This is a genomic window from Rhodococcus sp. Leaf225 (assembly GCF_001426145.1).
Classification (GTDB): Bacteria; Actinomycetota; Actinomycetes; order Mycobacteriales; family Mycobacteriaceae; genus Rhodococcoides.
The window spans coordinates 76,841-89,931 of the sequence record NZ_LMRN01000022.1; the positions used below are offsets into that span (position 1 = coordinate 76,841).

Below are 13,091 nucleotides of genomic sequence, written 5' to 3' on the forward strand. Positions count from 1 at the left end.
TCGAGGAGTTCACCGATGGCATCCGGATTCAGTCCGATCACGCATTTGCGGCATGTCGGTCTTGCCGTGCCGAACTACGACCAGGCTGTGGAGTTCTACACGAAGGTGTGGGGCCTCACACCCATAGCCGATGACTCGGGTGTGACGTTCTTCGGTTCTCCCGCTGATCCCGAGCACTACATTCTGCGCCTCCGAGAGGATCGTCAGAAGCGTCTCGACCTCGTGTCGTTCGGGGCGGAGTCCATCGGTGAGGTCGATCTCCTGGCTGAGCGTCTGGGGCGTGCCGGGGTCACGATGAACCGTGAACCGTCCGTCATGACAACCCCCGGTGGTGGCTACGGCTTGCGGTTCTTCGACGTGGACGGTCGTCTGATCGAGGTGTCCGCAGACGTGGAGCAGCGTCCGTTCCGACTGCTCGAGGAAAGGGAGTCCATTCCGCGCAAGCTCAGCCACGTCGTGATCAACTCGACGGACGTCCAGAGGACCAAGGCGTTCTACGAAAAGCACCTCGGATTCCGGTTGTCGGACTGGTTGGGCGATCTGATGTGCTTCATGCGCAGCAGTTCTCAGCATCACATCCTGGCGATCTCACAGGCGCCCTCCACATCCCTCAATCACATCTCCTTCGAGATGCGTGGTATCGACGAGTACATGCGCGGCACCGGCCGGATGATTCGCAGTGGCTACCGGCCGCTGTGGGGCCCGGGCCGGCACGGTGCCGGCGACAACACGTTCTCCTATTTCCTCGACCCGCTGGACAATGTCATCGAGTACACGACCGAGCTCGAGACAGTCGACGAGAACACCTGGGAGCCCTCGGTGTACGACCCGACCCGTTCGGACACCCAGGATCAGTGGGGCACCGGTGGCGCCATGACTGAAGTGATGCTCCCGGTCATGCTCAAGCAGCGCGACGACGTCGGACTCTGGGTCCCCTCACCGATCTGAGGCCCTGCCTGATCGTGGTTCGACAACTCCACCCACAGCTCGATGAAGGAAACGATTGTGTCTGAACTCCACGGAAAAGTTGCTGTCATCACCGGCGGTGCCAACGGCATCGGCCTGGCCTGCGCTCGGAAGCTGAGCGACGAGGGAGCCACGATCGTGATCGCCGACATCGATCTGGCAGCAGCCCGGAAGCAAGCCGACGAACTGCCGACCGACTCACTCGGTGCGCACCTCGATGTTCGGGATTCCGGCTCGGCGAACGACTTGGCGTCCTCGGTGATGAGCACGTTCGGACGGGTCGACATCCTCGTCAACAACGCGGGAATGAACATCGGTGCCCGCAACACCGTCGACGTCACCGACGAGGAGTTCGACCGTCTCATGTCGATCAACGTCCGGGGCACCTTCACGGTGACGCGCGCACTGTTGCCGGCCCTGATCGAGCAGCGCGGCGGCAGCATCGTCAACATGTCGTCGATCTGCGGCCAACGAGGCGTCGCCCTGATCGCGGCCTACTGCGCATCGAAGTTCGCCATCGTCGGAATGACCAAGAGTTTCGCAGCCGAACTCGCTCAGTACGACATCACCGTCAACTCGGTACATCCCGGCATCGTGGCCACCGATCTGCACGACAAGGTGGTGAAGGAATTCAGTGGTCTCAACGGCCTCAGCTTCGAAGAGGGATGGGACGGCTTCGCGTCGAGGATTCCGCTCGGCCGATTGCAGACCGCTGAGGACATCGGCGACATGGTGGCGTTCCTGGCATCCAGCAAAGCTCGGAACATCACCGCATCCGAGTTCAACGTCGACGGCGGCCTCCTGGTGTCGTGACCGCGTCAGCACTCGAAACCAGCTGAGGGACTGATTTACGGACATCCCGCTTGCCTCCCGGCCAGTCCCGGTCCACGCGCATCCGCCACCTGACTCGAACACCGGGCGCGATCGACGTGCAGCCGGCTACGCACAGTCGGCTGCACGACCCGCTCGACCGGGAGGTGAAACCGTTGCGTCATCGAGTTCGGCGTCGTGTCACCGCCCCCATCACACGGCGTCAGGTGCAGTGTCGGCGGTTTCGACCGGTGTGTGCTCGATGAACGACATGGAGGCAAGGATCGCATCGAGCGTGGCGGGGCCGTTCTGGGTCAGACACGCGCCCGCGACGAAGCGGTCGGGCCTCAGGAAGATCAACGGTGTCGGTCGATCGTCGAACCACTTCTTCAGCAGCCCGGTGTGATCTCCTACGACCAGCACATCGGCGTCCATCTGTTGTTGCGCCCATTCGCGCTGCGTCTCCGGTAACACAGCCACCAGTCGTGCGCCCAGGGCGTCGAGTCGGCGAAGAGCGTTCTGCGGCAGCACATCCTTGGGGCTGTTACCCCACACTATGACGGACCACCAGTTACCGATGGCGTCGTCGAGAAGAACGATGCCTGCATTCGCAACGGTCACGCGAGGCTGCGGGAACTGTACTCCTACCGGAGAGATCGTGATGTTCGCGCTCCGTACCGGAACCAGACGACTGGTGATCGTTGCGTCAGCGCGACCTGACGTGCAATCGGAGGGATCCGCCAGTACTCCCTCCGTGTAGCGCGGCATCGGCTTGAAGCGCATCTCGGAGAAGTAGCTCTTGATCTGTGGAAAGCGGTTCAGTACAGAGGAAACCACGTCTCGAGCCAGCGCTGCAACGGGGTTGGTGATCTTGATGATGTTCCCGAAGGTCAGTGACAGGTCGACCATTGCTTTCGCGTGATCTCTGCGCTCGGTCGTATAGGTGTCGAGCAGATCGTCCTCGGCCTGCCCGGACAGGACGGTGGCGAGCTTCCAGCCCAGATTGGTGGCGTCGCGTACACCGGAGTTCCACCCCTGTCCCAACCAGACCGGCATGAGATGGGCTGCGTCGCCTGCGATGAGCTGGCGACCACGCCTGAAGTCGGACGCGACTCTGGCGTGGTGGGTGAATACCCGGCGGCGGATGAAGTCCAGTCCGGCAGGGTCCGGAACATGGTGGGCCAGTAGCTTGCCGACGTAGGTGGGATCGGTGACCTGTTCTTCGGTCTCGTCGTCGTGCAACATGAATTCCCACCGTCGGACCGCGTGGGGCAGCCCGATCGAGACGTACGGACGTTTCGGGTCGGCACCGAGGAAGACGTTGGGAGTACCCAGCGGGTCGTTGGCTACATCCACCACCAGCCAACGGGTCGAGGGAGATGTGCCATCGAAGCTCACCCCGAGGCGCTTTCGCGTGGGTGACTTTCCTCCCTCGCAGCCGACGAGGAACCGGCCTCGGAAGGAACGTCGGGTGACTTCGCCGCTCCCGGAATCGACGAGTGCGATCGCAGTGACCCCGTCGCTGTCCTCCTCGACTTCCTCGACGCGGTGGCCGAACAGCACCTCGACGTTGTCGAACCGCGTGAGACCCGCGTACAGCGCTCGGTCCACCTCGGGCTGGATGAAGGAGTGCTTCCGTTCCCAGCCGAATTCTTCGGTTCGAGGATTGTTTACCAGAATGACTTTCCCCGCGCCGTTGACCAATCGCATGATGTGCTGCGGGCTCGTGTGCGGACGCACGGCGTTCGCAAGGCCGACTGTCTGAATCGTGCGGAAGGATTCGTCGTCGAGGCCCACACCACGGGGGTAGTCGATGAGCGAGGACAGCCCTTCCAGGACAGTGACGCTTTTCCCGTACATACCCAGAATGTTGGCCAACATCAGGCCCGCGGGCCCGGCTCCGATGATCACTACATCGGAATCCACGGGAGGTTCCATCGTCTCCGCACTCTCTTTCGTTGTCGAGCTTTGTTGGTCCGGGCACTCGGAAGCCGCGATGTGCTCCACTGTCACCTGAGGCCCCGGTTCCTGCGATCGAGATCGATCGCTCGCCGAATCGGTCCGGCCCCAGTTCGGATGATCCGTCCGCGCGGACACAGAGCCGCAACCTTCGACGCCGGTGCCTCGTGGCCGCGGTCTGCAGAAAGGTCGACGGTGACGATGTACCCGCTCAGGCGTGTACGGGCAAGGGCCCTCCGTTGTAGGAAACCATGTCCTGGAACACCTTCGGTATGTCGAGTGGAGCGCCGGCGGGGAGTCCGTCGAGCTCGGCCATTGCCCGGTGAAGGTTGCCGACGATGCGCTCTGTGTCCGTCCACTCGCCGAACCTGCCGAGATCGAGCTCTCGGGCGGCATCCAATGGCGATACGCTCGCCGCGCGTGCGTCCCTAGCGGCGGTCATGACGAACTGCAGGTAGTCGACAGTCTCGTCTATCACCTCGCTTCCGCACACCGGGCCGTGGCCGGGAACGATGGTGGTGGCACCCAGAGGCCGAATCACGTTGTCCAGTACGCCGACGAGGCCCGTGACAGAGCCGCTCAGCAGGAACGGGGTGCCGCCCTTGAACAACAGGTCACCTGCGTAGAGAACGGACTGGTCGGCGACCCAGACGATCGAGTCGTTCGTGGTGTGTGCAGTGCGACCCACGTAACGGATTTCGCACCGCCGGTCTCCCAACCACAGCGTCATGCCGTCGGTGTAGGTCAGGAACGGAGGGGTGAACGGAGGGTTCCCGTTGTCTATGTGCTCGAAGATTCCGGGTGGCAGCTCTATCGCTGCGTGCGCGATCATCTCGGTTCGTGTTCGTTCGTGGGCAATGATGGTCGCGCGGGGGAGCAGTCCGTTTCCGGCGGTGTGGTCGGGATGGTGATGTGTGTTGACGACTGTTCGAATTTCGTGGCCTGTGAAGTCGCGAACTGCATCGATGTATGCCATCGTGCGCTGCGCGGTCTCGCAGGTGTCGACACTGACGACACCGTCGGGGCCGACGAGGAACCCGGGATTGTTGATGGACCAGGTGCCGTCGGGCTGGATGTAGGCGAACAGGCCGTCGCCGACCTCGTCGATGTGTGGTGTCCCGCTTCGAAAGGTCGGGATGTGTGGTTGGGGGACGACGGACGTCATCGGACTCTCCTCGGTTGTCGGCAGGTGAATAAGGTGGTCGTCTTTTCAGGTGATGTCCAAGACACCGAGGAGGCATGGGCTGGATGCGCCGGGGTCGACGACCAGGCATCTGGCTCGTCACCACGACGTTGTGCGGTGAGGTGAGCAGCAAGGTGGGGCCGACTTCGACCATCCCCACGAGTTCGATACTGCCGCCGGTCCTCGCTACAAAACACGCCCGGTCCGAGTTCGGAGCCGCTACCGGTGACGACACGATCGACGAGCAGTTGCAAAGGGTATGTTCCTGCCTCTCGAGTCCGTGAAACTTCGACTGCGCTGGGGCACCGAGGCGATCACCGGGTTCGAGCGACCGTTGCTGTGACACTACGAGGGTTGCGGCATCGGGAGAATCAGTTGATGTCGATGACCGAACATCGATTCTGTCGATGTTGCGGCGGCCGCCGGCGCGGGCGTGCTGCGAGGACGACCCAAGCCGGGCTCTAGCCTCCACTTCACCGATCTGCGCTCTTTCTGGTGGCGACTCGACACTCCGGTGGCCACTCACTACTTATTCATGACTTTCATTCCGGACCCATTCGGATCGTGGTGGTCCCGCGTGGTCGTATGACTCTTAATCTGCGCTGGTCACATAATCTTTCGTGGTCTCAACCGGATTCCTGGTCCTCGGCGGGCATAGTCACTGGGTCTGGGGTTCGAGTCCCTGTGGGCGCACCAAAAAACGCCCCTGATCAGCAGGTAGCTGGTCAGGGGCTTTTCTGGTTTCGGTGCCACTCACTACTTATTCATGACTGCAACTCGAAACTCGAGGTTTCGGGTCTTCTCCTCGGCAATATCGAACGACGCATTGTGCCTGCTCAGGCGGCTGCAAAGCTGTCTGTACCGGGTCCAATGACCTGCGGTGCAGGCTGCTCGCGCCCACTGCGACGCCTGGGGTGCCACCGTCCGCTACAGAGAGTTCGGACGGCGACATCGTCCCCCGGGCGGAGTGGGGGTTGCTGTGCATCGTGGGAGCGCCCCTGCCGTACATCTACACCGTCGAACTCCGATCTCCGACTCGACCGGGGGGCGACGAGCTCATCACCGCACTGTGGACCACCACCGAATGTTGCACGCCGATTAGGGTGGGCACGTCGGCGTCCCCGAATACGCCAGCGACGAGGCGGACCGATTCTTCACCCGGCACCTGAGACAAGGCCGGCCCTACCGGTCGAGGGATCGGCGACTGTGAATCGAATATTTTCCGGGCGGGGCATAATGCAATCTCGCGTCAGAGCCCGCCGTCCGAACTTGGACGGCGGGCGAAGATCCACGGAATCTACGTGGGCTGGGAATCGAGATCGAACGCGCCCGAGCAATTCCGCAGAACCGGCCGTAGGTCCGCTAGCTCGTCATGATCAAGCCCACGGTCAGAGATCGGCCACCAGCGGTGCGACCTCCGTTCCCAGTAGCTCGATGCCGCGGAGCAGATCACTGTGAGCCAAGCGGGGATTGGTCATCTGCAGGGACAGCCGATCCACACCGCCGAGCTGTTCGCCCACTCGCGCGATCTTGTCGGCCACCGTCTGCGGGTCACCCATGAAAAAGGCACCGTTAGGTCCGGACGTGGCATCGAATTGCGCTCGGGTCGGTCGCGCGAATCCTCGCTCCCGCGAGATCTTCGTGAACATTTCGTTCCACCCGGGGTAGATGGTGTCCGCCGCCGCCTGCGTGCTCTCCGCGACGAACCCGAACACGTGCAGGCCCACCTTCAGCTTCTCCGGCGCATGACCTGCCTGTGCACCCGCGCGGCGGTACAGATCGACGAGCGGCGCGAACTGGCGCGGCTCACCGCCGATGATCGCGATCATCAGCGGCAACCCCAACAGACCTGCGCGAGCGAATGATTCGGGACTGCCGCCGACACCCACCCAGACCGGCAGAGGATCCTGCATGGGACGCGGATAGATGCTCTGCCGCGTCAGCGCCGGCCGGTGCTTGCCCGACCACGTCACCTCGACGTTGTCCCGGATCTGCAGCAGCAGCTCGAGCTTCTCGATGAACAGCGAGTCGTAGTCGGCCAGGTCCAGACCGAACAAGGGAAACGACTCGGTGAACGAGCCGCGGCCCACGACCAGATCCGTCCGCCCCTTCGAGATCAAATCCAGGGTGGCGAATTCCTGGAAAACTCGCACCGGATCGTCCGCACTGAGTACCTTGACCGCACTGCCCAGCCGGATTCGTTCCGTGCGAGCTGCCGCGGCCGCCAGGATGATCGACGGAGCGGAATCGTAGTACTCGCTGCGGTGGTGCTCGCCGATCCCGAACGAGTAAAGACCCACCCGGTCGGCGAGGGTGATCTCCTCGAGCAGATGCTCCATTCGCTCGGAAGCGCCGATCACGCGGCCGTCGGTCGGGTCGGTTACGGAGGACACGAAGCTGTCCACACCTACATGCATTGCTGAGCCTCTCGGTCGGGGCCACGACGTCGACCCTCCTTTAGTTTACAAGTCAACCATCTCGACCGAGAAACTGTTCCCAGGGCAGGGACTTGAACCCCGGACCTTTACTGACACTCGACGGCTATGCCGCCCCGCAACCTGGCACCCGGGGCGGCAACTGGGACAAGAACACAACCCAGTTCGACGAGCACCGCCTCGCGCAGTACAGCCAGACACAGCTACCTTTACCGAGCCGGGAGAAAGACTCCATGACCGAGCCTCTCAGCTTCGAGGTCGTGGTATCGAGACGGCGGTGATACGCCGCAGCGACGGATGGACCGTGTACAGCCCTTCTCGGGCTGAGCGCGCTGATCGGTCGGTTCCCCGAGTAACGCCACAGCGAAAAACAAGTGTTCTACGCCCGCTGCGCCAGTTGGTGTTCACCTTCCACGCAGCCGCTGCACCGCTGGAAGGTCAGGTCAGATCGGGCGGTGGCGTGGTGGGGCGGCCGGCAGCAGTGTCGCGAAGCCACTGCGGTACCTCTCGTCCGCTTCGCTCGCGGATGGCGATGGAGGCGCGGGCAGCGGCAGCAGCCACCCTGGGCCGCTCGGCCGGCACTGGCACCGGAGCGCTCGGCCCGCGTGAGCAGGGAATCGACCAGGTCGTCGTCGGTCGACCAGTAGAGCTGGAACCACCGCGGGGACCCGGGCGCGATCCGGTCCATGCCGGCAGCGACCTCCTCCATCGCGACGGACCCCTGGTTGGAGAAGATGTAGGGAAGTCCCAGTGTGGCGGCGGCTTGGCCGATCAACAGATCTGCCTGTCGATGCACTGCGCCCCCGGCTCCGACCGGAGCGAACAACACGGGTGCCGGAAGCGTGAGGCCGAGGAGTTCGCTTTCGGTGGTTCTCGCAGACACGTCCCGAAGGACCCGAGGCACGATGTTCCACCGGTCGAGAGCGCGGCGGTTGTTGTCCATCGTGGTGCCGGAGCCGGCCCCACCCGCAATGTAGGCACGCGCTCGGTCGGACATCTTCGTGAGTGCACGCCGTTCCAATCCAGGGAAATCCGTGGGAACGGTCGGTGTTCGTCCGGCCACCCCCGCTGTGTAAATGTGGTTCTGGCGTTCGCGTCCGGTGGAGAGTGGCATGTGCGGATCCGTTCCCGAGTCGTGGCCCAATTGGTCGGCATTGCCGTCGACCGATCGGTGGTGCGTCGGCATGGCGGGGACGGTACACGAGCTCGGATTAGCGAGGAATGCGCAGCTCAAGGGTGTGCAGCGGCACAAATTCGGTGAGGTCTCCGTGTGCGCGGTTGCCCTTGCGTCCTCGTCCGCTCGTCGTTCACCTACAGAGTTGTGCGCCGTCTCGTCATGAAATCCGTTGCCCGTGCGACCGGGGTAACTGACAGCAATGATTCCCGACTGCTATTGCGGTCTCATCGGAACCGTGATGGTCCCACATGGTCATGTGACTCTTGATCCACGCTACTGAGGTGGGATTCATGGTCCCACTGGATTACCGAGTTCGGCCGGGGACAGTCACTGGGTCCGGGGTTCGAGTCCCTTCTGGTTCAGATGCTACTCACTACTATTTTTCGAGACCGTGGACCACAGGTCTGACGGCGAGGTGCCGATGTGACGTCGACACGGCGTGCCTGTCCGGTGATGAGTTCGGCAGCGCACCCGAGTCGACACGGCATGACTACACACACGCTCGCCGTTTCCGGCGCCACCATCACCTACGACGTCCATGGTCCACTGACCTCGGATACACCCCTGTTGCTCATCGGTTCACCGATGGATGCGAGTGGGTTCACTACGCTCCGTAGACATTTCATCGATCGACCGGTCGTGACCTACGACCCACGCAACACCGGCCGCAGCGTCTGTGGCGAACCCACGGCTGCGGTCACGCCGTGGCAGCACGCCGCCGATCTGGATGCGTTGATCACAGCGCTGGGGTCCGGACCTGTCGACGTGTTCGCGTCGAGCGGCGGCGCGGTCAACGCCCTCGTCTGCGTCGAACGCCGGCCGGGCGCGATCCGAACTCTCGTCGCCCACGAGCCACCCGCCGGTGGTGCACTCGCTGACCACAACCACATCTCGGCTGCCTGCACGCACATGGTGGAGTCCTACGACGCGGCGGGGACGGGGCCGGCGATGGCCGAGTTCATCCGCCTGGTGATGCACCGCGGTCCTGTCGACGACGCGTACCTCGCAGGGCCGGCGCCGGACCCGGCGCAGTTCGGACTCCCGACCGAGGACGACGGTTCTCGTACCGATCCGCTGATGTCGAACATGCGTGGACTGGGTGTCGATTACGTGCCCGACGTGGAGCGTCTGACGGCAGCGTCGACTCGCATCGTCATCGCGGTCGGCGAAGAGTCCGGCGGACCTGAGGACGGCGAGATGGCCGGTCGCGCAGCGTATGCGGTCGCCCGGCTGTTGGGTCAGGACGCCGTCGTCTTCCCTGGCGGGCATCAGGGTTTTCTCGGTGGTGAGTACGGTCAGACGGGTCGGCCCACCGAATTCGCTGCTGCGCTACGAGAGTGTCTCGACACCGTGGGGTGACGGTGGCGCCGTGCGCCTGATCGAACGACACTGTGTGCGAACAAGACTCGATTCGCTCGCCTGTCGAACGGTGGCCGAGCTCGTGTCGTGTGGAGGGAGGCGATGCTGTGGTGGACGGAATTGGGAGGCGGTATTTCGTGACACACACCGGACGGAGTTCTTCATTGGGGTGGTGAGTGGAAGAACCACTGCTGACCTTCCGGATCGCGGGCGCCCCATTCCCGCACCCCGTACGGCTGGTCGATCGGTTCCTCGATGACCTCGGCACCCGCGGCGGTGCAGCGCCGGTGATGTTCGTCGACGTCGTCGACCACGATGACTGTCATGCCTGTGGCGGCCCCCAGTCGCGCCGGAGGCTGATAGCCCTCACCACAGGGGTGCAGCCAGATGACGTGGTGACCGGCGCGCACCTCCGCATGCACCACGGCGCCGTCGTCGTCGACGTGCAGTGGGCCGGCCGACAGGCCCAAGACGTGCACCAGATGATCGTGGGCAGCGGCCAGGTCGTCGTAGACCAGCATCGACGTCGTTTCGCGGATCGGTGTCTCGAGCATGGTCATCTCCTCGATCGTGGAGAACAATTGTTCGGTGGAAAGACCCTCCACTTCCTGGAGGGCCGTGGCGATGTCGCTGAGCCGTGTGACCAATCGAGTGGCGACCGACGCGGTATGTCGAGCATCGACGAGGTGGTTGGCGACGGCTTCTTCGAGCTGCCATTGCGACTGGGAGAGCAGGTCGGCTATGTGGTCCAACGGGAAACCCAGGCGCCGCAACACGCGGATCCGATACAGCCGTTCAGCATCGGCAGCGCTGTAGAGCCTGTGTCCTGACGTGGAACGCTGGGAGGGGGTCAGCAACCCGATCTGGTCGTAGTGGTGCAACGCACGCACCGACAGTCCGGTCCGCTGCGCCAAGGCGCCCACCTTCCACACCTCGCCCGAGCCCTCTCGGATTGCATTCTCGCTCACACCAATGACGCTAGAACCTCACGCCGCGTCAGGAGCAACTCCTCCGAGTCGGACGCTCTGCAAAACCCGACCGTCACATATATAAGTCAGCACTGATACAGTTCGCCTGTGCACGCGTTCGACGTCCTCGGCGACCCGGTTCGTCGGCGCATCCTGGAACTGCTCGTCGATGGTGAGCGCACGTCGGGCGCGATCACGGACGTGATCAGAGCCGAGTTCGCGCTGTCGCAACCGGCCGTCTCCCAGCACCTTCGTGTCCTTCGCGAGCACGGCTTCTCGTCGGTCCGGGCAGAGGGGACTCGTCGGTACTACACCGTGGAGTCCGCGCCGCTGCTGGAGGTCGACGCGTGGTTGAGTCCGTTCCGTCGATTCTGGGATCAACGACTCGACGCACTGGAGACCGAGCTCGCGCGTGGTCGCCGCGCCGCTGGCAGACACCACTCACCGCTGGCCCAGAAAGGTTCTGGGTCGACAAGAATGACCGACCGTGAGGAGTAGGACGATGAAAGATGTATTCGATGAACTCGCCGCCGCCCGCCGGACGATGGGCACGGCCACACTTCCTGCCGGTGGGGCCTACACGGTGGAGTTGACGCGTCGCTACGACGCGGATCCAGACGACGTGTGGGACGCCATCACGAATCCGGAACGCCTGAGTCGTTGGATGAAACCGGTCACGGGTGACCTGCGTCCGGGGGGCGTGTTCGAGCTGGACGGCGGCGAGCACGGCGACATTCTCCGATGCGAGCCACCGCGCATACTGCGGGTGTCCTGGATGTTCGGCCCCGGCGCCGACGAGTGGCCTGGTACGAGTGAGGTCGAGGTGCGCCTGGCGCCTGATTCGTTGGGGGGCACCGAGTTCGAACTCGTCCATTCCATCGCTGTCGGGGAGCCGATGTTTCCCACCTACGGCCCGGGTGCCGGCGGCGTCGGTTGGGACCTGCATCTCCTCGCCCTCGCCTCGATTCTCGACGGCGCAGTTCTCGACCATCAGAATTTCGCGGCATCACCCGCCGGTGCCGACTTCACCCGCCGAAGCGCCGCCGCCTGGGGTGAGGCCCACCTCGCCGGTGGCGGCGACCCCGACCACGTCGCGGCTGCGGTCGAGGCCACCATCGACTTCTACCTGACCACCCGGTATTCCGAGTGAGGTAGAGATGGTATCGACGCCGACGGAGCCATAGTCGCAGTGAACACCCACGCATGAGGGGTGAGAGGCCCACTGTCTGTGGCCTGTCCTGGCCTCGTTCTTCCACGGTTCACCGATCACGCCGGAGCACGTCGCTGCGGTGTGATGAGTTTCCGGGCGCTGATCGGTCACAACCTGGACGCTGACCGATGCAAAGGAATGAGCATGCAGATCACGGATACCCTGGCCGTCCTGTTCGTCGACGATCACGACGCCGCCATCGACTGGTACACGAAACTGTTCGGCCGCACGTTCGATCGACGGCCGATGGACCCCGACGCCGAATGGGACCTCGGCGACGGACGCGGAGTTCAGGTCTACCTCGACCCGGCACGGGCCGGCGGTCATGATGTCGTCCTCGGCGTGCCCGACCTCGACAGCACGCTGTCGGAGCTCCGCTCTCGCGGAATCGACGCCGAAAAGTTCACGGTCCCTTCAGGGCAGTTCGAGCTCGCCATGCTCACCGACCCCGCCGGCAACACCGTGATCCTGTCCCGGTCATTGGTCGGTACGATGTCCGGGACCGAGCGGTACATCTCGCACCGCACGATGGCTGCGTCACCGTCGGACATCTTCGCGTTTCTGACCGACCCCGACAAACACCAACACACCGAGCCGACCGACTGGGTCCGCGGCGCCGTCGACTCTGCCCGAATCGTGGGTCCTGGACAATCATTCGCGATCAACATGTATCTCGACGAAGCGGGAGGCGAGTACGTGATGCACAACGTCGTCACCGCGTTCGAGCGAGACCGCCACATCGCGTGGCTTCCGTGTACGCAGAACACCTCCGGCGGCCTCGACGCAGGGGGATGGTGGTGGCGTTACGACCTGGCACCGCACGACGACGGAACGCGGGTGACCCTCACGTACGACTGGGCGGATACCCCCGCGGCGATACGAGAGCAGATCGGCGGCCTCCCGGCGGTTCCGCCGACCTTCCTCGACGAATCGCTGGCGTCGCTGGACGCCGCAGTCCGGAGCGGCCGGTGACGCCCCCGCTGAGTCTCCTGGATCCGCTCCTCGGCCGGTGGCGAAGCTCAGG

The 13,091-nt window shown here is 63.8% G+C and carries 10 protein-coding genes and 1 pseudogene; 6 read left to right on the forward strand and 5 right to left on the reverse strand.

Features of this window, described 5'->3' with window-relative positions; translation table 11 throughout:
• Positions 1–15 precede the first annotated feature (15 nt).
• Together ASG69_RS17820 and ASG69_RS17825 are read left to right on the forward strand one after the other, a co-directional pair.
• Positions 16–948: a VOC family protein gene (locus tag ASG69_RS17820; protein ID WP_056448817.1), complete on the forward strand. Its 933-nt coding sequence runs from the start codon at positions 16–18 to the stop codon at positions 946–948.
• 57 nt (positions 949–1,005) lie between these two features.
• On the forward strand, positions 1,006–1,779 hold the full coding sequence (locus ASG69_RS17825; RefSeq protein ID WP_056448814.1) for an SDR family NAD(P)-dependent oxidoreductase: 774 nt from the start codon (positions 1,006–1,008) through the stop codon (positions 1,777–1,779).
• 210 nt (positions 1,780–1,989) lie between these two features.
• On the opposite strand, the gene mhpA is transcribed toward ASG69_RS17825, so the two are convergent.
• The 4 genes and pseudogenes from mhpA to ASG69_RS17845 form a co-directional block, all read right to left on the reverse strand.
• Complete coding sequence (gene mhpA, locus ASG69_RS17830) at positions 1,990–3,702, reverse strand: bifunctional 3-(3-hydroxy-phenyl)propionate/3-hydroxycinnamic acid hydroxylase MhpA (RefSeq protein WP_235578996.1); 1,713 nt, start codon at positions 3,700–3,702, stop codon at positions 1,990–1,992.
• A 244-nt stretch (positions 3,703–3,946) separates the two neighbouring features.
• Positions 3,947–4,900: an MBL fold metallo-hydrolase gene (locus ASG69_RS17835; protein ID WP_056448808.1), complete on the reverse strand. Its 954-nt coding sequence runs from the start codon at positions 4,898–4,900 to the stop codon at positions 3,947–3,949.
• Between the two features lie 1,406 nt (positions 4,901–6,306).
• Positions 6,307–7,335 carry an LLM class flavin-dependent oxidoreductase gene (locus ASG69_RS17840; RefSeq protein WP_056448805.1) on the reverse strand — a complete coding sequence of 343 codons (1,029 nt, stop codon included), beginning with the start codon at positions 7,333–7,335 and terminating at the stop codon, positions 6,307–6,309.
• Between the two features lie 595 nt (positions 7,336–7,930).
• Positions 7,931–8,467 (reverse strand): annotated as a pseudogene (locus tag ASG69_RS17845) (alpha-hydroxy-acid oxidizing protein); the annotation flags it as partial.
• 702 nt (positions 8,468–9,169) lie between these two features.
• Here ASG69_RS17845 and ASG69_RS17850 point away from each other — a divergent pair.
• A complete protein-coding gene (locus ASG69_RS17850) occupies positions 9,170–9,889 on the forward strand; it encodes an alpha/beta fold hydrolase (protein WP_414891998.1) in 720 nt (239 codons plus the stop codon).
• A gap of 161 nt (positions 9,890–10,050) precedes the next feature.
• Here ASG69_RS17850 and ASG69_RS17855 read toward each other — a convergent pair whose 3' ends face one another.
• Positions 10,051–10,857 (reverse strand): MerR family transcriptional regulator, encoded by an 807-nt coding sequence (locus tag ASG69_RS17855; protein WP_162246789.1) that lies wholly within the window; start codon positions 10,855–10,857, stop codon positions 10,051–10,053.
• 108 nt (positions 10,858–10,965) lie between these two features.
• On the opposite strand from ASG69_RS17855, the gene ASG69_RS17860 reads away from it, so the two are divergent.
• The 3 genes from ASG69_RS17860 (at position 10,966) to ASG69_RS23370 (ending at position 13,039) form a co-directional block, all read left to right on the forward strand.
• Positions 10,966–11,355 carry an ArsR/SmtB family transcription factor gene (locus ASG69_RS17860; protein ID WP_056448796.1) on the forward strand — a complete coding sequence of 130 codons (390 nt, stop codon included), beginning with the start codon at positions 10,966–10,968 and terminating at the stop codon, positions 11,353–11,355.
• Between the two features lie 4 nt (positions 11,356–11,359).
• A complete protein-coding gene (locus tag ASG69_RS17865; protein WP_056448793.1) occupies positions 11,360–12,007 on the forward strand; it encodes an SRPBCC family protein in 648 nt (215 codons plus the stop codon).
• Positions 12,008–12,211: 204 nt separating this feature from the next.
• Positions 12,212–13,039, forward strand: a complete 828-nt coding sequence (locus ASG69_RS23370) for a VOC family protein (RefSeq protein ID WP_414891996.1) — start codon at positions 12,212–12,214, stop codon at positions 13,037–13,039.
• Positions 13,040–13,091 lie beyond the last annotated feature (52 nt).